The 17,637-nt window shown below is 42.8% G+C and carries 20 protein-coding genes; 9 read left to right on the top strand and 11 right to left on the bottom strand.

Going from position 1 to position 17,637, the window contains the following annotated elements:
* Positions 1 to 66: 66 nt before the first annotated feature.
* The 4 genes from bshB2 to pdxK form a co-directional block, all read right to left on the bottom strand.
* On the bottom strand, positions 67 to 750 hold the full coding sequence (gene bshB2 / locus C4B60_RS14295) for a bacillithiol biosynthesis deacetylase BshB2 (protein ID WP_104058701.1): 684 nt from the start codon (positions 748 to 750) through the stop codon (positions 67 to 69).
* Between the two features lie 26 nt (positions 751 to 776).
* Positions 777 to 1,124 (bottom strand): YojF family protein, encoded by a 348-nt coding sequence (locus tag C4B60_RS14290; protein WP_104058700.1) that lies wholly within the window; start codon positions 1,122 to 1,124, stop codon positions 777 to 779.
* A 167-nt stretch (positions 1,125 to 1,291) separates the two neighbouring features.
* Positions 1,292 to 1,576 carry an APC family permease gene (locus C4B60_RS14285; protein ID WP_104058699.1) on the bottom strand — a complete coding sequence of 95 codons (285 nt, stop codon included), beginning with the start codon at positions 1,574 to 1,576 and terminating at the stop codon, positions 1,292 to 1,294.
* A 90-nt stretch (positions 1,577 to 1,666) separates the two neighbouring features.
* Positions 1,667 to 2,512 carry a pyridoxine/pyridoxal/pyridoxamine kinase gene (pdxK, locus tag C4B60_RS14280; RefSeq protein WP_104058698.1) on the bottom strand — a complete coding sequence of 282 codons (846 nt, stop codon included), beginning with the start codon at positions 2,510 to 2,512 and terminating at the stop codon, positions 1,667 to 1,669.
* A 320-nt stretch (positions 2,513 to 2,832) separates the two neighbouring features.
* On the opposite strand from pdxK, the gene C4B60_RS14275 reads away from it, so the two are divergent.
* The 4 genes from C4B60_RS14275 (at position 2,833) to C4B60_RS14255 (ending at position 5,103) form a co-directional block, all read left to right on the top strand.
* Positions 2,833 to 3,474, top strand: a complete 642-nt coding sequence (locus tag C4B60_RS14275; protein WP_104058697.1) for a DUF4230 domain-containing protein — start codon at positions 2,833 to 2,835, stop codon at positions 3,472 to 3,474.
* Between the two features lie 18 nt (positions 3,475 to 3,492).
* A complete protein-coding gene (locus C4B60_RS14270; protein ID WP_104058696.1) occupies positions 3,493 to 4,167 on the top strand; it encodes a uracil-DNA glycosylase in 675 nt (224 codons plus the stop codon).
* Positions 4,168 to 4,418: 251 nt separating this feature from the next.
* Complete coding sequence (locus C4B60_RS14260) at positions 4,419 to 4,715, top strand: YwdI family protein (protein WP_104058694.1); 297 nt, start codon at positions 4,419 to 4,421, stop codon at positions 4,713 to 4,715.
* Positions 4,716 to 4,731: 16 nt separating this feature from the next.
* Positions 4,732 to 5,103, top strand: coding sequence for a DUF423 domain-containing protein (locus C4B60_RS14255; RefSeq protein WP_104058693.1), 372 nt, complete (start codon positions 4,732 to 4,734; stop codon positions 5,101 to 5,103).
* 76 nt (positions 5,104 to 5,179) lie between these two features.
* On the opposite strand, the gene gerQ is transcribed toward C4B60_RS14255, so the two are convergent.
* From gerQ to hemQ, 3 genes are all read right to left on the bottom strand, one after another.
* Complete coding sequence (gene gerQ, locus C4B60_RS14250; RefSeq protein WP_104058692.1) at positions 5,180 to 5,641, bottom strand: spore coat protein GerQ; 462 nt, start codon at positions 5,639 to 5,641, stop codon at positions 5,180 to 5,182.
* A gap of 42 nt (positions 5,642 to 5,683) precedes the next feature.
* Positions 5,684 to 6,106, bottom strand: a complete 423-nt coding sequence (locus tag C4B60_RS14245) for a cell wall hydrolase (RefSeq protein ID WP_104058691.1) — start codon at positions 6,104 to 6,106, stop codon at positions 5,684 to 5,686.
* 877 nt (positions 6,107 to 6,983) lie between these two features.
* Positions 6,984 to 7,733: a hydrogen peroxide-dependent heme synthase gene (gene hemQ, locus C4B60_RS14240; RefSeq protein ID WP_104058690.1), complete on the bottom strand. Its 750-nt coding sequence runs from the start codon at positions 7,731 to 7,733 to the stop codon at positions 6,984 to 6,986.
* A 228-nt stretch (positions 7,734 to 7,961) separates the two neighbouring features.
* On the opposite strand from hemQ, the gene pta reads away from it, so the two are divergent.
* Entirely contained in the window at positions 7,962 to 8,933 is a 972-nt protein-coding gene (gene pta / locus C4B60_RS14235) for a phosphate acetyltransferase (protein ID WP_104058689.1), read from the top strand.
* Positions 8,934 to 9,075: 142 nt separating this feature from the next.
* Positions 9,076 to 9,915 (top strand): octanoyl-[GcvH]:protein N-octanoyltransferase, encoded by an 840-nt coding sequence (gene lipL / locus C4B60_RS14230; RefSeq protein WP_104058688.1) that lies wholly within the window; start codon positions 9,076 to 9,078, stop codon positions 9,913 to 9,915.
* Positions 9,916 to 9,969: 54 nt separating this feature from the next.
* Here lipL and C4B60_RS14225 read toward each other — a convergent pair whose 3' ends face one another.
* Entirely contained in the window at positions 9,970 to 10,731 is a 762-nt protein-coding gene (locus C4B60_RS14225) for an RsfA family transcriptional regulator (protein ID WP_104058687.1), read from the bottom strand.
* 206 nt (positions 10,732 to 10,937) lie between these two features.
* Here C4B60_RS14225 and C4B60_RS14220 point away from each other — a divergent pair, with 206 nt between their 5' ends.
* The 3 genes from C4B60_RS14220 (at position 10,938) to C4B60_RS14210 (ending at position 13,490) form a co-directional block, all read left to right on the top strand.
* Positions 10,938 to 11,162 carry a YuzB family protein gene (locus tag C4B60_RS14220; RefSeq protein ID WP_104058686.1) on the top strand — a complete coding sequence of 75 codons (225 nt, stop codon included), beginning with the start codon at positions 10,938 to 10,940 and terminating at the stop codon, positions 11,160 to 11,162.
* A gap of 499 nt (positions 11,163 to 11,661) precedes the next feature.
* Positions 11,662 to 12,969: an HD domain-containing protein gene (locus tag C4B60_RS14215; protein ID WP_104058940.1), complete on the top strand. Its 1,308-nt coding sequence runs from the start codon at positions 11,662 to 11,664 to the stop codon at positions 12,967 to 12,969.
* A 17-nt stretch (positions 12,970 to 12,986) separates the two neighbouring features.
* Entirely contained in the window at positions 12,987 to 13,490 is a 504-nt protein-coding gene (locus C4B60_RS14210; protein ID WP_104058685.1) for a YwgA family protein, read from the top strand.
* A 67-nt stretch (positions 13,491 to 13,557) separates the two neighbouring features.
* On the opposite strand, the gene C4B60_RS14205 is transcribed toward C4B60_RS14210, so the two are convergent.
* The 3 genes from C4B60_RS14205 to C4B60_RS14195 form a co-directional block, all read right to left on the bottom strand.
* Positions 13,558 to 14,274 (bottom strand): ABC transporter ATP-binding protein, encoded by a 717-nt coding sequence (locus C4B60_RS14205; protein WP_104058684.1) that lies wholly within the window; start codon positions 14,272 to 14,274, stop codon positions 13,558 to 13,560.
* Position 14,275: 1 nt separating this feature from the next.
* Positions 14,276 to 15,862 carry an ABC transporter permease gene (locus tag C4B60_RS14200; RefSeq protein ID WP_104058939.1) on the bottom strand — a complete coding sequence of 529 codons (1,587 nt, stop codon included), beginning with the start codon at positions 15,860 to 15,862 and terminating at the stop codon, positions 14,276 to 14,278.
* Positions 15,863 to 16,159: 297 nt separating this feature from the next.
* Complete coding sequence (locus tag C4B60_RS14195) at positions 16,160 to 17,239, bottom strand: Fe(3+) ABC transporter substrate-binding protein (protein ID WP_104058683.1); 1,080 nt, start codon at positions 17,237 to 17,239, stop codon at positions 16,160 to 16,162.
* Positions 17,240 to 17,637 lie beyond the last annotated feature (398 nt).

Here is a 17,637-nt window from a genome sequence, read left to right as displayed (position 1 = left end):
AGGTTGATTTCAAGCTCAGAACATAAAAAATCCCGGAGGCTTTTTAAGCTTCCGGGATTTTTTGAGTTAGTTATAACCCTGATCGAAACGGTAGGTGTAGAACCGTTCTTCCGTGACCCACTTAATGGCTTCAGGGTCTTGATCTGCCAATCTTTTTTCAAGGTCTTTCAGCATCCATGCAGTCTGGGACAGATGGGCGCGCATCGTATTTAATTTTATATCCTGTACAGCCTCCACATGATGAATCGTATCAGGCGGGCCGAGTTCTGTTTGTGTATTATTTGCAAAGGCTACACAATGCAGCTTCGGACGTTCAGCTTCAGGCATCCGTCCGACCGCCCGTACAACTGCTCTTGCAGTAGCCTCATGATCAGGATGTACGCAATAGTCAGGATAAAAAGTAATCACCAACGAAGGGGAGACATCATCAATTAAATCCTTGATCATATCGACCATTTTTTCATCGTCTTCAAATTCAATCGTTTTATCTCTAAGACCCATCATTCGAAGGTCCGTTAACCCCATCGCGTGAGCAGCCCCGCGCAGTTCTCTTTTTCTAATCTCAGGCAGAGACTCTCGTGTAGCAAATGGGGGATTTCCTAAATTACGTCCCATTTCTCCGAGTGTGAGGCAGGCATATGTAACACCGGTTCCCATTTGAATATGCGTAGCAATGGTTCCGGATACCCCAAATGCTTCATCATCAGGATGTGGAAAAACCACGAGGACATGTTTTTCTTTAGCAATCATTCTTACGGTCTCCTTTCAGTCATCGCTTATTCAAAAGGTGTTTCACTTATTTGCAGTGCTACAGCAAGCTTGCCCTGATGGTCATGACCAGCCATAAGCAAACGTTTGTTTGAATCAAGTTCATAATGTGTAATCCCTTGAGCATAAATCCAGCCGAGTTCAAGCTTAAGGCCAACACGGGAAGGGGCATCCCCAATAATCTTGCCGAGCTCATAGCGCACTTTTGCATTTCGTATGAATGCGCCTGCGTTAAAAAAAGCTTCATCCACATGGGTTGCGTATGAACCGTTCGTTGTTTCTAAGTGAATATATACATCCTTATTTGCAAATTGATCAATTAATGATTGAATCTCATTAAGATTGACAGGCTGCATAATAAACCTCCTTGTCGACTATCATTGTTCTTCTATAGTACTCGAAAATAAGAAAGAAAGCGAAAAAATGAATTTGGATTTTATTTGAAAAATTGTTTAGGGGAGTATTGAAAAATGTCCTGAAAAATAAAAGCCCGCTGCCCATAAGCTTGAGCAGCGGATTAAATCTATTTTCTAACATCCTCGATACGTTTTTCGTTTTCACTATCCGGGTCATACTCATGTTTGTTTGTCTCGGCATTTTCAGGTGTTCTCTCTTTATTAAGAGGAACCTCTTCGCCTTTACTGATTTGCTCCTTACGCTGGCCTGTGTATAAGGCTACACCGATTACGGCAATGATTGCAGCAATTACACCAATTAAAGCAGAGATCCCAGCGGAACCGGAGATTAGAAAAATCCCAATAAATACCCCGACACCTACAGCCAGAGCGATTACAAAATTAATAAGCATCACGTCACCTCTTTATATACGGTTTTAGTTCGTATATTCCTTTAACCCGAGGTGTTTAAACGCATATAGCTGTAAATAAGCGTAAAAGGATTAATTTGTCGCTTTAACTGCTTGCTCTTTAATCGTTTTTTTCTCAAATCGGCTAAATGCTCCGTGCATGACAGGACCTACATACTGATTCAGCTTCCAGCCATGATGAATGGCAGAAGTAACAAATTGTTTAGCATTTTCCACCGCATCCTTTAGCTCTTCACCATTTGCAAGATTGGCAGTGATAGCAGCAGCGAATGTACAGCCCGCACCGTGGGTGTAGGTAGTATCCGCTTTTTCCGCTTCTAAAATGAAGAAGGTGCTGCCATCGTAGAATAAATCCAGCGCCTCATCATGCGTTAATTGTTTCCCGCCTTTAATAACAACAGACTTTGCTCCAAGATCGATAATTTTTTGGGCTGCAGCTTTCATATCAGCCACCGTACGAATTGGACGGGTTCCGGCTAACTGGGCTGCTTCAAACAAATTCGGTGTGACAACAGTAGCTCGTGGAAGCAGGTATTCCTGCATAGCTCCAACCGTTTCAGGGTGAAGGACTTCATCCTCCCCCTTACATACCATAACCGGGTCAATGACAATGTTTTTAACACCCGAGCGGTCAATAGCAGCAGCTGCTGTTTCAATTATTTCTACAGAGCCGAGCATACCTGTTTTAATAGCATCTACTCCTGTAGATAAGGCAGTATCCAGCTGCGCTTTGAGCGTGTCAATTGGCAGGGGATGCACATTATGATGCCAGTTGTTCTCAGGATCCATTGTTACAACTGTCGTCAGTGCTGTCATTCCATAAGTGCCGTGCTCCTGGAAAGTTTTTAAATCGGCTTGAATTCCTGCGCCTCCGCTTGTATCTGAACCGGCTATCGTTAACGTTTTTTTCAAAGTCATGATTATTTCCTCCTTAGAGACAATTAATTATGGTCTATCATAGCACGTAAGGAGATGCATTTAAACGATACCGGCTTGAAAATGGAAAGGTGAAATTTCCTGGGAAATATACCGTCGAAAATAATGAAAAGGCAGAGGATATGACGGAAGTTTGACGATTGAGTGGAAGGAGAAATTAGAAGGGTGGCAGTGCTTTCCAATATACGACTAGATCTCGTATAATAATATAATAGTTATTTTATAGAGAGGGGTGGGAAAAGAATGGTGTTGTTTTTTGCTAAGTGTCTAATTGAACATGCTGAATTTCCCTTTATACGAATATGATGAAGCTTGGAAGAACGTTGTATTTCTTTTGGCGGTTAAAATATATTGTTCTCTTTGTAATTATCTTTCTTTCTGTCGCGGCAGCGTTTATGGTTACTCAATCCTGGCTGTCGGGCGACAATACAGAGCAGGAGTCAGAGGCATTTGTGGAGCATATCCGTGATATGAATGCTCTTGCTACCTCACAGGCTTTTGTTAAAGCAGTAGTTGAGCAAACAGATAATCAGTTGTTTGGACAGAATATCTCGATCAATTTGCCGGGAACCCAGCGCAGTCTTCTTTTAATTGTACCGGGAACAGTACTTGCAGGGGTTGATCTTGATTCAATAGAAGAAGAGGATATCGTACTGGATGAGGAAGCAAAAACGATTGAAATAACCATACCGAGAGCAGATTTTTTACAGGAGCCCGCAATTGATATGGAAAATGTTCAGGCGTTTTCGGTTGAAGGAGTTTTCAGAAGCAACGTGAACTGGGAGGAAGGCTTTGAAATTGCATCTGAAGCCCAAAAGATCATTAAAGAAGAGGCGGAGACCCAGGGAATTCTTGTGCAGGCAGAAAACAACGCAGAACGTGCGCTGCAGCAGTTCTTTGAATATGCAGGCTATAAAGCGACCATTACCTTCGAAGAGTCATAAAAGGAAGAGGGGATATAGATGACACATACGATACTTGAAAATGATTGGCAGCCACTTCTTAAGGAGGAATTTTCAAAGCCGTATTATCAAAATCTGAGAGAGTTTTTAAAGGAAGAGTACGCAGAGAAGACCATTTTTCCTGAAATGAATTCAATCTATCAGGCACTTCATAACACTCCCTTTTCTAAAGTGAAGGTTGTCATTCTGGGCCAGGACCCCTATCATGGAAAAGGGCAGGCTCAAGGCTTAAGCTTCTCTGTTCAGCCGGGAGTGAAAATCCCTCCGTCTTTACGAAATATATTTAAAGAGCTATCAGAGGATACAGGAGCGTCCATTCCTCAATCGGGAAATCTGGAGAAATGGAGCAGGCAGGGTGTGCTGCTCTTAAATACTGTGCTGACTGTTCAAGAGGGAAAAGCGAACTCTCACCAAAACAAAGGGTGGGAAACCCTTACGAATGAAATCATCCGATTGTTGGGGGAAAGGGAGCAGCCGACCGTGTTTATTCTTTGGGGAAAACCTGCGGCCTCCAAACGGTCATTAATCAATGAGGATAATCACTGTGTCATTGTTTCACCGCATCCAAGTCCTTTCGCTGCCCGAAAAGGATTTTTTGGAAGTAGACCCTTTACAAGAGCGAATTCCTTTTTAAAGGAAAACGGGATTGAAGAAGTGGACTGGACATTAGAATAATCGTTTCTTTAATCAAGCAAAGTATTAAGGAGTAGGGATGGATCATGGAGAACAAGCGAATAAACTGCCACCTCTGCAGGCATTACTATGTAACATGGGACCCAAGCTTCCCGAGAGGATGCAGGGCGCACCAATTTAAAACAAGGGAGCTTCCGTCCTTACAAGTTTTTCGTGCTTCAGGCCACCCTTGCTATGCCTTTGAAAAAAAGCCTTCTAAAGGAAATAACGATCATGGAAGGAGAGTGTAATCCTTGAGTATTTCAGAGGAAAAGCTGCTCTTAAAAATAGAACAGCAGATCGGACACGCAAAGCAGGCGTCTGCATCTCAGAGAAGAGAGCATCTGCATGCCATTCGAACCTTATGTGATTTGATGCTTGATAATGGCACCGGAACATCTACGCAAACCGCTGTAAGCATGCAGCAGCCTGTTCAACCAGTTCCGCAGCCTGTATTTCAGCCTCAGTCTCAACCGTCTGTATCGATTCCAAAGGAAAAACCGATGCAAATGGACGATGGTTCTAATGGAGATTCATTATTTGATTTTTAGAAGGAGTGCTTAAGAAATGAAATTATTTATTATTATCGGGGCTATAAATGCTCTTCTTTCAGTTGGTCTTGGTGCATTTGGTGCACACGCCCTGGAAAACAGGGTAGAACCTAAGTATTTGGAAACATGGAATACAGCAGTACAATACCAGATGTTTCATGCAACGGGGATTCTGATTATCGGCATCCTGATGGGCACACTGCCTCCAACAGGTCTTTTAAGCTGGGCTGGCTGGCTGATGGTGGCCGGAATTATTTTCTTCTCAGGAAGCCTCTATATTTTGAGCCTGACAGGAGTTAGTATTCTTGGTGCGATAACGCCGATTGGCGGGGTGGCTTTTCTTGCCGCCTGGATCTGTCTGATTATTGCAGCTATACGTGTTCTTTAAACGGCTGAAACAAAAAATAACTGCTCTCCGTAAAAAACGGAGGGCAGTTTTTATATTGAAGAGGGGAAGGATTCAATTACCGGGGGGAGTAATGAGTCATTGAATACGGATATGAGTACTGAATTTCTTCATCAAAGGTAATATAGTCCAGATAAATCATAGGCAAGATGTAGCGCAGACCTGATTTAGGGTCACTTAAAATAATATGGTCCCGTCCTGCTGCTTCTACGATTCCTTTAAAGATTTTAGCGTTCCACTCCCGGTTGTTCTCAAACGTCATATACACCGTTGCCACTTTTCCACGGTTTAAACGCAGAATATTTTCAATATACGATTCCTCATTTGGCAGCATAGACTGACCGCCTGTCGATTGTGGAATCGTAGGTGTCTGATAGTTTTGTGTCGGGTAGGTATAGCTTGGGTACGTCTGGGGCTGGTAGTAAGGCTGAGAATAAGTATGGCCTGCCTGACCCTGCTGACCTCCTTGACCTCCCTGTGCAGGCTGCTGTGGCTTTTGGTTTCCAGATGGGTTATTCATAATTCCGCCTCCTTAGCATTTTTGCGAAAGGATGATCTGACTTTAATAAACCTCGGGACAATCCTCCTGGGTAGGGGCGAAGAAGCAATGCGACTTAAAACGCCCGGTATTCCACTGATCATACCACTGGGCAGGACAATCGCCCTCTGGACGGAAAAACCATAATGTATTGGTTGCCGGGTGAAAACGTTCACCCCGTAACACTCTTCGTGCGAGTTGTTTGTCTCTTTCTCTCGCGCGCTGATAAAAGTACCCTTTTAATGTGGCTTCAAATCCGCCTGGGCGCTGAAATACCATTTGTTCAATGGTTCGGATGTCGGTGAAATCCATACATCCTACCCGTGCCCGATTGACACCTACGTTCCCAACCATCAGCATTCCAAGCTCTCCATCAGCCTCAGCTTCAGCTCTCATCAAACGCGCAAGCAGGTCAACCTCCTTTTCATTATGTGCAACCACCGCCATCTATTTCACTCCTCCCCCATCGCTTTCAACTATATGCAGCTTGACCGAAGGATATGCTAAGTTGAAAGCTGAATGCCTTTTCGAATTAGCGTGCTGATTTCCACTGCAGGGGCATGCTTTCCGCGGGGAGGGGCTTGAGCTAACTTGCTAGCGCAAGTGGATCTCAAGCTCCCTCTTCATCCCGGAGGAGTCAGCCCCTTCCGCTGCAATCAGCATCTGGGTAATACGTTTTCGTCTTTGAAATTAGAGTGTCAGGGGTGAATTTTTTTTTGAATAAGCGTGCTGATTTCCGCTGCAGGGGCATGCTTTCCGCGGGACGGGGCTTGAGCTAACTTGCTAGCGCAAGTGGATCTCAAGCGCCCGCTTCCTCCCGCAGGAGTCAGCCCCTTCCGCTGGAATCAGCTTTTTGGTAATCTGTTTTTTCTTTGGAATTAGGGTGTAATGGGTGAATGTCTTTTGGAATTAACATCAGATCCTAGAAACCCAATCCGCTAGTACTCTAAATTCAGATAATCTCCCTAGCTGAAAAGGTGGTGTGAAGATAGTAGATGTTAATAACGGAAACAATTTTTGGACTCAAAAAGACACACTCCTAGCATTAAATCTTCGAAGCACCGAAAAAGTGATCACCGAGTTGATTGGAGCGGAAGGCGGGGACTCCTGCGGGCTAAAGCGGGAAGGCTGAGATCCACTTGCGTAGCAAGTTAGCTCAGCTCCCGCCCCGCGGAAAGCCTCCGCCTGCAGTGAAAATCAACATGCATCATTCGAACACTTAACTCTTATCTTTAGAACTCCGAAGAACTTCGCAAGGTCATCAGTACAAAAAAAGGAACGCTCGGGCAGCCAAATCGCCAAAGCATTCCTTTTAAAAAATTAATTATACATGCAAAAACTTCGGAAGCTCCTCATCCTCGAGCAAATTCCCTACATAAAACGATCCAAACTCGCCGTAGCGTGCACTCACTTCATCAAAACGCATTTCATACACGATCTTCTTAAACTGCAGTACATCATCAGAATAAAGCGTCACGCCCCATTCCCAATCATCAAAGCCTACAGAACCGGAAATAATCTGCTTGATCTTTCCTGCATATCCGCGGCCAATCATCCCGTGATCGTACATAAGCTGCTTGCGTTTTTCCATCGGAAGCATGTACCAGTTATCGTCGCCCTCACGCTTCTTATCCATTGGATAAAAACAAATATGCTTTGTTTTAGGCAGCTGCGGGTACAAACGTGCGCGCACATAAGGGTTTTGAAATGGATCTTCATCTGAATCCTTAGAGCCGTAGCTTCCAAGCTCAACAACTGACACATAAGAGTAGGTCGGGATCGTATACTCTGCAATCGTCAATTTATTAAATTCATTTTCCAGCTCGTTTAGCTCTTCCATAGTAGGGCGCAAAATAAACAGCATGAAATCTGCTTTTTGGCCAACGATGGAATAAAAAGAATGACTGCCTTGTTCCTCATCCTGAACAATATGCAGTTTTTTTAGAAATTGTTGAAACTCCGTTATCGCAAGTGAACGGTCGTCGGAAGAAAGACGCTTCCAGGAGGTCCAGTCCATTTTCCGAAAATCATGAAGGCCATACCAGCCATCAAGTGTAGTTGCTGCTTCATTCATCTAAAGTCACTCCTTGAAAATTACTTCAATAGTCTAGAGCTATCATATCATAAAACAATTAAATACAAGTAAAACGCGGGCTTCGTTCATGAAATAGCCACCGTATTACAAGTGAATTTTCCGAAAAAATAAACATCTAAGGTGTAAACGCTGACATAGGGGCTTGTTCTTGAATTCTTACTCTAATGGGGTATGCTAACGGTATAGACGTTTTAAGGAGGTCGCAAAATGAGCGATTTATTTACAACAGTAACGGAAAAAATTAAGGGTAAGGATCTGCGAATTGTATTTCCTGAAGGCAAGGATGAGCGTATTCTTCGTGCGGCAAGCCGCCTTGCAGCTGAAGGCGTGTTAACACCGGTATTAATTGGAAATAAAAATGAAGTCGAAGAAACTGCACAAGGTATGAACGTGACGTTAAACGGGACTGAAATTCTTGATCCTTCCACTTACGAAAACATGGATCAGCTAGTGGCAGAATTCGTTGAGCGGCGCAAAGGAAAAGCGACAGAAGAAGATGCCCGTAAGATTTTGTTAGACGAGAACTATTTTGGAACGATGCTTGTTTATACAAATCAGGCGCATGGCTTAGTAAGCGGAGCAGCACATTCAACTGCTGACACGGTTCGCCCGGCGCTTCAAATTATTAAAACCAAGCCTGGCATTAAAAAGACATCAGGTGTTTTCATTATGGTTCGCGGCGAAGAGAAATATGTGTTTGCAGACTGTGCAATCAATATTTCACCGGACAGCCAGGATCTAGCCGAAATTGCGCTTGAAAGTGCAAAAACAGCTCAAATGTTTGATATCGATCCGCGCGTTGCCATGCTAAGCTTCTCAACAGCAGGTTCAGCTAAATCCCCTGAGACAGAAAAGGTGACAGACGCGGTTAAAATCGCTAAAGAGCAGTCTCCTGAGCTGGCTCTTGATGGGGAATTCCAATTTGATGCTGCATTTGTACCGTCAGTGGCAAAAAGCAAAGCGCCAAACGCTGAAATTCAAGGAAATGCTAATGTATTTGTATTCCCAAGTCTTGAAGCAGGCAATATCGGATACAAAATCGCGCAGCGCTTAGGTAATTTTGAAGCGGTGGGACCGATTCTTCAAGGATTAAATGCACCGGTAAATGACCTTTCACGAGGCTGTAATGAAGAAGACGTATACAAGCTTGCTCTTATCACTGCAGGACAGGCTATATAAGAACCAATAAGTTTAAATAGCCTCGCAGCTGGAAACACTATCAGCTGCGGGGCATTTTTTAATTGGATTAATTCTGTACAGCACAAAAGCTCTTATTATATGGTATACTTTTTTCAGTTTGCAGTAGAGGAGATCGATTTGCATGACAAAATTATCACTGGAGCTCCTGCAGCAGCCGATCTGGCGGATTATTGATCAGTCGAGCCTTGGTCCGATGTTCGAAGGGCTTCAATCGTTTGCCATGGATGATACACTATGCACGTCAGTAGGGGCTGGTGAAGCACCTGCAACCGCAAGAGCATGGGTTCATCATGATACGATCGTGCTGGGAATTCAGGATACCCGTACGCCTTATTTGAAGGATGGACTTTCTGTTATTGAACAGGCGGGGTTTCGCTCAATTGTCCGAAATTCAGGCGGTTTAGCAGTGGTTTTGGATGAAGGTGTTTTAAATATTTCACTTATTTTCCCTGAAACGGAAAAGGGGATCGATATAAATAGAGGCTATGATGCAATGGTTGAGCTTGTTAAAATGATGTTTTCAGATTTTGATGCAAAAATTGAAGCATATGAAGTGATCGGCTCCTATTGTCCTGGCAGTTATGATTTGAGCATAGAAGGCCGGAAGTTTGCAGGCATTTCACAGCGTCGTATTCGCGGAGGGGTGGCTGTTCAAATCTACTTATGTATGTCCGGGAGCGGAAGCGATAGAGCCAAGCTAATTGGAGAATTTTACAGACAGTCGATTAAAAGAGAACAGACAAAGCACGTCTACCCTGAGATTCAGCCTGCGGTTATGGCTTCGCTGTCAGAGCTTTTGCAAGCGTCGTTGACCGTCCAGGATGGCATGCTGCGCTTCTTGCAATCTCTTAAGAGTGTAAGCGGGTCAATACAAGCCGGCAGTCTGAATGAACGGGAAGCGCTCCTTTATGACGGATACTTTTCAAGAGTCACTGAACGAAGTGAAAAAGCGCTGAAATAAAACGCCCCGCTGGTGACTGATATCACCGGCAGGGCGTTTTTTACTACTTTATACTTAATTTTCTACGACCTTTTCTAAATTGCCGTTGCGGTCCATTTTAAAGGTGTTTGAAGGCATTTCTTCTTCATCAAACAAAATTAGTTTTCTCGCACGGTTCATAATTTTCATAAGGGTCTCGTAGTCTTCCTGCATAGTTGTTTCTTGGTCTTCCAGTTTTTGAACCTGTAATTCAAGCTCTCTGCACTGGTCGCGAAGAACGCGATTTTCATTTAAAAGGCGTTCCACCTGGCGTCTTGCCTGGGCATCCTGTCCTCTTGTCTGGCCAAGCTGCTGCAAGTAAGCAATGACTACTTCAAGCGATAGCGAGGAAATAGGCGTTTGTCTGGCAGCATTATACTCTCTGACCGGCGTGAAGACATCCTCCACCACTGTCTCCTTAGCAGTCTCCTGATAATAATTCGTCTCTTCAGCAGGCTCAGCCACTGGCGGATCCGAAAATGGCAGATCAATTGATTGAAATTCTTCAATAGTTGGCAGCTGCGGCTGATATAAAATTTTCTTCTTCCCGCTTTGCTCTTTCCCAAGCAGACGATGACGCTGCTTTCGTTGTTTCTTTGCAAGATCAAGGGCTTTTTCATATTGCTGGCGTACTACCGCATTCCATCTGAATCCACATGCCGCAGAAGTGCGGTTTAGTTTATCTCCAACTTCTTCAAAGGCATTTAATTGAGTGCTTCCTTCGCGTACATGACGTAACACAGTGTCAGCTAAAATCAAATCGTCTTCTTCCATCCAAGCATCTTGTCTTTGTTTCATTCTATTCACTCCTGTTCCATGAATCTTTCATATGGATAACGATCCATACCGATATTTTCACCGGATTAGAAGAATTTCATACATGGATGTTAATAGAAAAGTAAAACTATTGCTGTTTTTTGGATTAACCTTGAAAAGAAAGCGCCAAATCGGTACAATGACTGATAGTGAATAAACGAGACTCACAAAGAAAGGGTTGTAGACAAATGGCAAACGAATTCCGTGTTTGCGATGATTGTCAAGCCGTTGATGTAAAGACTTTGATTCCAAAGCTCAAGGAAATGGATCCTGAGGCTACAGTTGATATAGGGTGCCAGTCCTACTGCGGTCCAGGCCGCAAAAAGACATTTACCTTCGTAAATAATCGCCCGGTCGCGGCATTGACAGAAGAAGAGCTCATGGACAAAGTACGCACCAAGCTCAAAAAATAACGCAATTCACATCCAGATCCCACATGCTGCAAAGAAATCCCGCGCATGGGAACTGGTTTTTTTATCGTCCAACCTCTTAAAGTTAGATAATTTTCACCGTAAATCAACACGCCTCATAAAAGGACATTTACTTCTAACATACTAATTTAAAACAGTAACTAGATTGTTCAGAGGTTGATTGAAGTGGAAGGGGCTGACTCCTGCGGGAAGAAACGGGAAGGCTGAGATCCACTTGCGAAGCAAGTTAGCTCAAGCCCCGCCCCGTGGAAACATCTCCCTGCAGCGTAAATCAACACGTTTTGTTAAAAGGTTTTTACCTATTACACCATGAAATAAAGAGGTTCATTTTTACTCCAAAAGGGTACTAAAGAAACAAATTCCCATCTCAAAAATTGAGACCCCGGGGCTCGAGCATAGTGTCAAATTGTCAAGTAGTGTAAGAAAAAAATAACCCGTTATAATGAATACATGACGAGTAGGAAGAAGGAAAACGATGACAATGAAGTATTCCAATCAGAAACTTCAAGAAGAAAAGGTATTTAAAGACCCTGTTCATCGCTACATCCATGTCAGAGATCAGGTAATCTGGGATTTAATAGGTACAAAGGAATTTCAGCGCCTGCGAAGAATCCGCCAGCTTGGGACCACTTATTTGACCTTTCACGGAGCTGAACACAGCCGCTTGAATCACTCGCTTGGTGTATATGAAATTATCCGCCGGATTGTAGATGATGTATTTGCCAACCGTCCGGAATGGGATGAGAGCGAACGCCTTCTTTCCCTATGTGCTGCCCTGCTGCATGATTTAGGACATGGCCCTTATTCACATTCATTTGAAAAGGTGTTCGACCTTGATCATGAAGTGTTTACCCAGGCGATTATATTAGGAGATACAGAGGTAAATCAGGTTCTTAAAAGGGTCTCCCGTTCATTTCCTCAGAAGGTTTCAGATGTTATAGCCAAAACCTATGATAACAATCAAATAATCAGCTTGATTTCCAGCCAAATTGATGCTGACCGCATGGATTATTTACAAAGAGATGCGTATTTTACCGGCGTAAGCTATGGGCATTTTGATATGGAGCGGATCCTCCGGGTTCTGCGCCCAAGAGAGGATCAGGTTGTGATCAAATCCAGCGGAATGCATGCGGTGGAGGATTACATCATGAGCCGCTATCAGATGTATTGGCAGGTTTATTTTCATCCGGTTACGAGAAGCTCTGAGGTCATTTTGACAAAAATTCTTCACCGTGCAAAAGAGCTGAGCGAGATGAATTATGAATTTGCTTATGAGCCCATGCATTTTGTTTCAATGTTTGAAGGGAAGGTCACTCTAAAGGATTATTTAAAGCTGGATGAGTCAGTGATTATGTACTATTTCCAAATGTGGGAGGACGAAAAGGATCCTATTTTACGAGATTTGTGCAGCCGCTTTATAAATCGTAATCTATTTAAATATGTTGAATTTGATCCATCCAAAGAATACAAAAAACTGAATAAGCTTGAACAGCTGTTCAGTGAGGCGGATCTTGATCCGGAATACTATCTTGTGGTGGATTCATCGTCAGATCTTCCGTACGATTTTTACCGGCCGGGTGAAGAAGAGGAGAGGGTTCCGATTCATCTTCTAATGCCAAGTGGAGAACTGCGGGAACTATCTCGCCAATCTGAGATTGTGGACGCGATTTCAGGGAAAAGAAGAACAGACCATAAACTTTATTATCCAAAGGACCTTCTGATGGATGATTCAACTCATAAAGAAACGAAAGAAAAAATCTTAGCTATTTTAGGGGTTAGTGAGCATTAAAAAGGAGAGAACCAGCCATGATGAAGGATCACGCAAGACTGATGCAGGCGTTTTCTGCCCTGGGGGAGATTGTCGGCAGAAAGAAACTGCAGAAAATCATTTTTATTGCCAAAAAGCACAATTATGCTTTTCATGAAAAATATCAGTTTCATTTTTTTGGACCTTATTCAGAAGAATTGACACTGAGGGTAGAAGAGCTTTGCAATATGGGCTTTATCAATGAATATAACGAGAAGAAAAGCGGTTATTATCAGTACCGTTATGAAGTAACAGAGGAGGGGCAGGCGTTTTTAGATGCGCAAAATGAGGCGGTGTCTGAGAAGCTTGAACCGTTCCTGAAAAACCTGAATGAACAATCCTCCCGTTTTCTTGAGCTTGTTTCCACACTTCTCTATTTCGATTCTCTTGAAGGAGATTCACAAATTGAAAAAGTGAAGAAGGTAAAGGCAAAGCAGAATTATACGGATAAAGAGTTAGATGAAGCATTGACCTACATAAAGCAGTTAAATCAACTTGTTTAATGCATAGGTAAATTATATGAAAAAGGCATGGCCATCGGCGCCATGCCTTTTTCTATTTTCTATATTTTTATTTAGACTCTACCAGATGAAGTGCAGGCTTTTCTTTTCGTGTCGTTGTACAAATTGATTCCCAGTTATGGGCGGCGCCATCGCGCATTGTCACGATTCTGTCAGCAATGGCTTTGGAATCCTCAAGATCGTGCGAAACGAAAATGGAGGTGATGCCTGTCTTTTTAATGATTTCTCTCAGCTCACTCCGTATCTTAATCTGAAGACCGGCATCCAGGTTACTGAACGGCTCGTCCAATAGCAGAAGTGAAGGTTTTGGAGCCAAAGACCGTGCCAAAGCAATACGCTGCTGCTGTCCACCGCTGAGCTCGTGCGGGTAACGTTTTGCAAACGACATCATGTTGACAAGTTCCAGCACTTCCTCAGCACGCTGCTTTTTCGCTTTCCGGCTGTATTTCTTCAGGCCAAACTGAATATTTTCAAGTACCGTCATATGAGGAAATAGTGCATAATCCTGAAAGACCATACCGATTCCGCGCTTTTCGGGTAACACAAAATGGCGGTCATCCGTCATTACTTCACCATCAATCGTAATGGTTCCTTTGCTAGGGACCTCAAGTCCGCAAAGAAGCCGAAGAACCGTACTTTTCCCGCTCCCGCTGTCTCCTTGTATTGAAATGATCTCACCCTGCTGAATTTCAAGGTGAAACTGATTAATCGTATTTTGTTTTGTATTTCCGTAACAGAAGCATAGGTCTTTGATTTGTACGAACATATTATTTCGGCTCCTTTTCTAAAACTTGATGAAATACATAGATCGCAATGGCGCTGATGACAACGATGATGATCGAAGCTAAGGAAGCTTCCTGTATTTGTTCATCATTTGCATACTGATATGCTTTAGTGGCTAAGGTGTCAAAGTTAAATGGACGTAAAATTAAGGTTAATGGCAGCTCTTTTAAAATATCAATAAAAGCGAGGATAAACCCGCTGATAATCGGCACCTTGATCATGCGTAAATCGACTTTGAAAAAGGTTTTTGTCAGATTCAACCCAAGCATACGGGAAGCTTCTGTGTATTTATTGCCAATCTTATCAAAGCCGGCTTCCACGGAATTGTATCCGATGGCGAGAAACCGGATGATATAGGCAGAAATTAGAATAAACAGGCTTGTACTTAAAAAGAGTGATGCTTCCATGCCCATCGTTTCGTAAAATTTAAACAGGAAATTATCAATATCAATAAATACTGTGCTGATTCCAACCGCAATGACGGCTCCCGGAATGGAGTACCCGAGTATAGTCACCCGGGCGGCCGATTTAGAAAAGAAACTCTGATGCATGCGTGAGAAGTTTGCGATGATGACAGCAAACACCATGACGAGTGACGCTCCAACAAAGGAGACAAGCAGAGAATTCATCATTAACTGAGTAAAAACAGGAGATGCAATTTTCTCAAACGTTAGAATCGTCCAATCGATCATCTGTATAAAAGGGATTAAAAATCCGAGCATGAAAATAAAAAAACAATAGCTGAATGCTGTCCAGGCTTTTGCCCCTCGAAGCTTAATGGGAGTAAGCGGCCGGACTTTGGCTGTCGTCGCACTGTACTTTTTACGTCCGCGCAGCAATTTTTCGATAATTAAAAGCGCAAAAACGATAAACATTAGTGTCGCGGAAAGTTTAATGGCAGAATTAAGATCATTCATGCCGAACCAGGTCTGGAATATCGCTGTACTGAAAGTTGGAACCCCGAAATAGGAAACGAGGCCATAATCATTCAGTACTTCAAGCAGGACCAGACTGACGCCGCCGACAATTGCTCCCCGCGAAATAGGGATCACAACACGGAAATAAATTTCCCATGCATTCCGGCCAAGCAGTCGCGCATTTTCGACGAGCGCTGCAGACTGATGAGACAAAAAGGCACGTGTAATCGTATAGACATAAGGAAATAAAAATAGTGTAAAAATAAAAATGGCACCGGGCATGTTCAGGATATTGAAGTAACTTTGATTGACTGTAATATCCCAATTGTTTCGCAAGGTCGTCTGAATTACACCGGTATAGTTCAAAATCCCATTATACGTGTAGCCTGCAATATAAGGAGGGATCGCCAGCGGCAGAATTAATGCCCACTTGAAAAACCGCTTCATTGGAAAATCATACGCTGACACAAGCCAGGCAAGACTCGTTCCGATAAAAATGGCAAAAAATCCGGTGAAAACCAATATTAAACTTGTATTTTTAAGTAGATTTGGCAGGATAAATTCCTGGATGTGCTCCCAGTTTTCTGCACGTTCCGTAAAGAAATTAATGAGAATTGATAAGTTCGGAAGCAGGATCAGGATGACAATGATCATACTGAGAACGGTCCATATATTTAAATAGCCAGGCAATTTACGAAACAGCTTCACAAGGGACACGTCCTTAAAACAATTCAAATCTTCGGCTTAACACATAAACCGTTCCCGATAATGATAACAGTTCTCATTTAATTTGTATAGATGAAAAGGCTTAATTTAAGTTGGCTGGCGGGGGTGAATATGTTAAATTGAGCAGATTTAAAGCGGATTATGTCTTTTCTATGAATAATATGTGTCAAGCGCAGCCTTAACATATCAAAAACCCTGCCGGTGTACGGCAGGGTTTTGATCATCTTATTTCCAGCCAACCTCATTCATAATCTGGATGGCACGGTTGTTGTTTTCACCAAGTTCACTCAGGTTAATGTCCTGCTCTTTGAACTCGCCCCAGCTTTGAAGAAGTTCAGATGCTTCTACATTAGGGTTTGCAGGGTATTCGTAGTTTGTTTCTGCGAATTGTTCCTGGGCAGATTCGGATGAAAGGAACTCGATGAATTTCTGAGCATTTTCAACGTTTTTACTGCTTGAAGTGATTCCGGCACCACTGATGTTAATATGTGTACCTGTTGTGTCCTGATTAGGGAATACAACTTCAAGCTGTTCTGCTACTTTTACTTCTTCTTCGTCTTCAGAATTAAGCATTTGACCAAGGTAGTACGTGTTCATAACAGCTACATCACCTTCACCGGAAGCAATGCCTTTTGCCTGGTCACGATCTCCGCCTTCAGGGTCGCGTGCCATATTGTTTACAATTCCCTGTGCCCATTCTTTTGCAGCTTCTTCACCATCAATGGCAATCATAGAGGCAACAAGAGACTGGTTATATATGTTGTCTGATGAACGAATCAATACACGTCCGGCCATATCTTCGCTTGTAAGATCTGAGTAATCTTGAATTTCTTCAGGGTTAACGCGGTCCGGATGGTAAGCGATAATACGGGCACGCTTTGTAAGGCCATACCACTGGTTATCAGTTTCACGCAGGTTTTCCGGGATGTTCTCATTTAAAACGTCACTTTCAAAAGATTGAAGTAACTCAAGATCTTCTGCACGATGAAGTCGGCCAGCATCAGCAGTCATAAATACATCAGCTTCAGAAGCCTGTCCTTCACGTTCAAGACGGGCGATTAACTCATCATCTTTACCCTGGATGACATTGACTTTAATGCCGGTCTCTTCTGTGAATTGATCGTATAATGCCTGATCTGTGTCATAGTGACGACCAGTATATAAATTTACTTCGCCAGCGGATTCTTCAGATTCGTCTGTAGAACCGCTTTCATTTGAAGTCGATTCTTCTTCACCTGAATTGCCGCACGCAGTCAGGATCGCAAGGATCAATGCTAAACAGAATAAATTCCAAGTGTTTTTCATATGGTGCACTCCTTATGTAGTGATTTAATTGATAATAGTTATCATCACTACTCAAATTATAATGATAATCATTCTCAAGTCAAGGGGTATTTGCACATTTAACAATTTTTTTGTTTTTTTCAGGAAGCAGCGGGAAGCTGAAATTAGATTTAATAAGGAGAATAGCATTAGTTTGAGGAACCGTAATTCTCTCTGGTCTTCGTTCCAATAAAGTTCATAAAAATTAAAAAAGTTAACCGGACTAAATAGAAATGAATTGAAGTCAGGACATGCAACCGCTGATCAAAACGTGAAATTTGTTTACTATTAATACATTAAACAGGCAGGCTATGATTATTTTGACCGTTTTTGATTGTTTTTGGTTATTTATGATTGATTTTTGTAAGCGTTCTCTTTAT

The organism is Jeotgalibacillus proteolyticus (assembly GCF_002926065.1).
Lineage (GTDB): Bacteria > Bacillota > Bacilli > Bacillales > Jeotgalibacillaceae > Jeotgalibacillus > Jeotgalibacillus proteolyticus.
Note: the sequence above shows the minus strand (reverse complement) of the source record. Positions and strands in the feature narration are given on the sequence as shown.

Bases quoted from the DNA above. Each gene is read 5' to 3' on its own strand.
- C4B60_RS14255 (WP_104058693.1), top strand. From the start codon at position 4,732: ATGAAATTATTTATTATTATCGGGGCTATAAATGCTCTTCTTTCAGTT.
- C4B60_RS14220 (WP_104058686.1), top strand. From the start codon at position 10,938: ATGGCAAACGAATTCCGTGTTTGCGATGATTGTCAAGCCGTTGATGTA.
- hemQ (WP_104058690.1), bottom strand. From the start codon at position 7,733: ATGAATGAAGCAGCAACTACACTTGATGGCTGGTATGGCCTTCATGAT.
- bshB2 (WP_104058701.1), bottom strand. From the start codon at position 750: ATGATTGCTAAAGAAAAACATGTCCTCGTGGTTTTTCCACATCCTGAT.
- C4B60_RS14225 (WP_104058687.1), bottom strand. From the start codon at position 10,731: ATGAAACAAAGACAAGATGCTTGGATGGAAGAAGACGATTTGATTTTA.
- pdxK (WP_104058698.1), bottom strand. From the start codon at position 2,512: ATGACTTTGAAAAAAACGTTAACGATAGCCGGTTCAGATACAAGCGGA.
- C4B60_RS14245 (WP_104058691.1), bottom strand. From the start codon at position 6,106: ATGGCGGTGGTTGCACATAATGAAAAGGAGGTTGACCTGCTTGCGCGT.
- C4B60_RS14275 (WP_104058697.1), top strand. From the start codon at position 2,833: ATGATGAAGCTTGGAAGAACGTTGTATTTCTTTTGGCGGTTAAAATAT.
- pta (WP_104058689.1), top strand. From the start codon at position 7,962: ATGAGCGATTTATTTACAACAGTAACGGAAAAAATTAAGGGTAAGGAT.
- lipL (WP_104058688.1), top strand. From the start codon at position 9,076: ATGACAAAATTATCACTGGAGCTCCTGCAGCAGCCGATCTGGCGGATT.
- C4B60_RS14205 (WP_104058684.1), bottom strand. From the start codon at position 14,274: ATGTTCGTACAAATCAAAGACCTATGCTTCTGTTACGGAAATACAAAA.
- C4B60_RS14210 (WP_104058685.1), top strand. From the start codon at position 12,987: ATGATGAAGGATCACGCAAGACTGATGCAGGCGTTTTCTGCCCTGGGG.
- C4B60_RS14215 (WP_104058940.1), top strand. From the start codon at position 11,662: ATGAAGTATTCCAATCAGAAACTTCAAGAAGAAAAGGTATTTAAAGAC.
- C4B60_RS14290 (WP_104058700.1), bottom strand. From the start codon at position 1,124: ATGCAGCCTGTCAATCTTAATGAGATTCAATCATTAATTGATCAATTT.
- C4B60_RS14200 (WP_104058939.1), bottom strand. From the start codon at position 15,862: ATGATCATTGTCATCCTGATCCTGCTTCCGAACTTATCAATTCTCATT.
- C4B60_RS14270 (WP_104058696.1), top strand. From the start codon at position 3,493: ATGACACATACGATACTTGAAAATGATTGGCAGCCACTTCTTAAGGAG.
- C4B60_RS14195 (WP_104058683.1), bottom strand. From the start codon at position 17,239: ATGAAAAACACTTGGAATTTATTCTGTTTAGCATTGATCCTTGCGATC.
- C4B60_RS14285 (WP_104058699.1), bottom strand. From the start codon at position 1,576: ATGCTTATTAATTTTGTAATCGCTCTGGCTGTAGGTGTCGGGGTATTT.
- gerQ (WP_104058692.1), bottom strand. From the start codon at position 5,641: ATGAATAACCCATCTGGAAACCAAAAGCCACAGCAGCCTGCACAGGGA.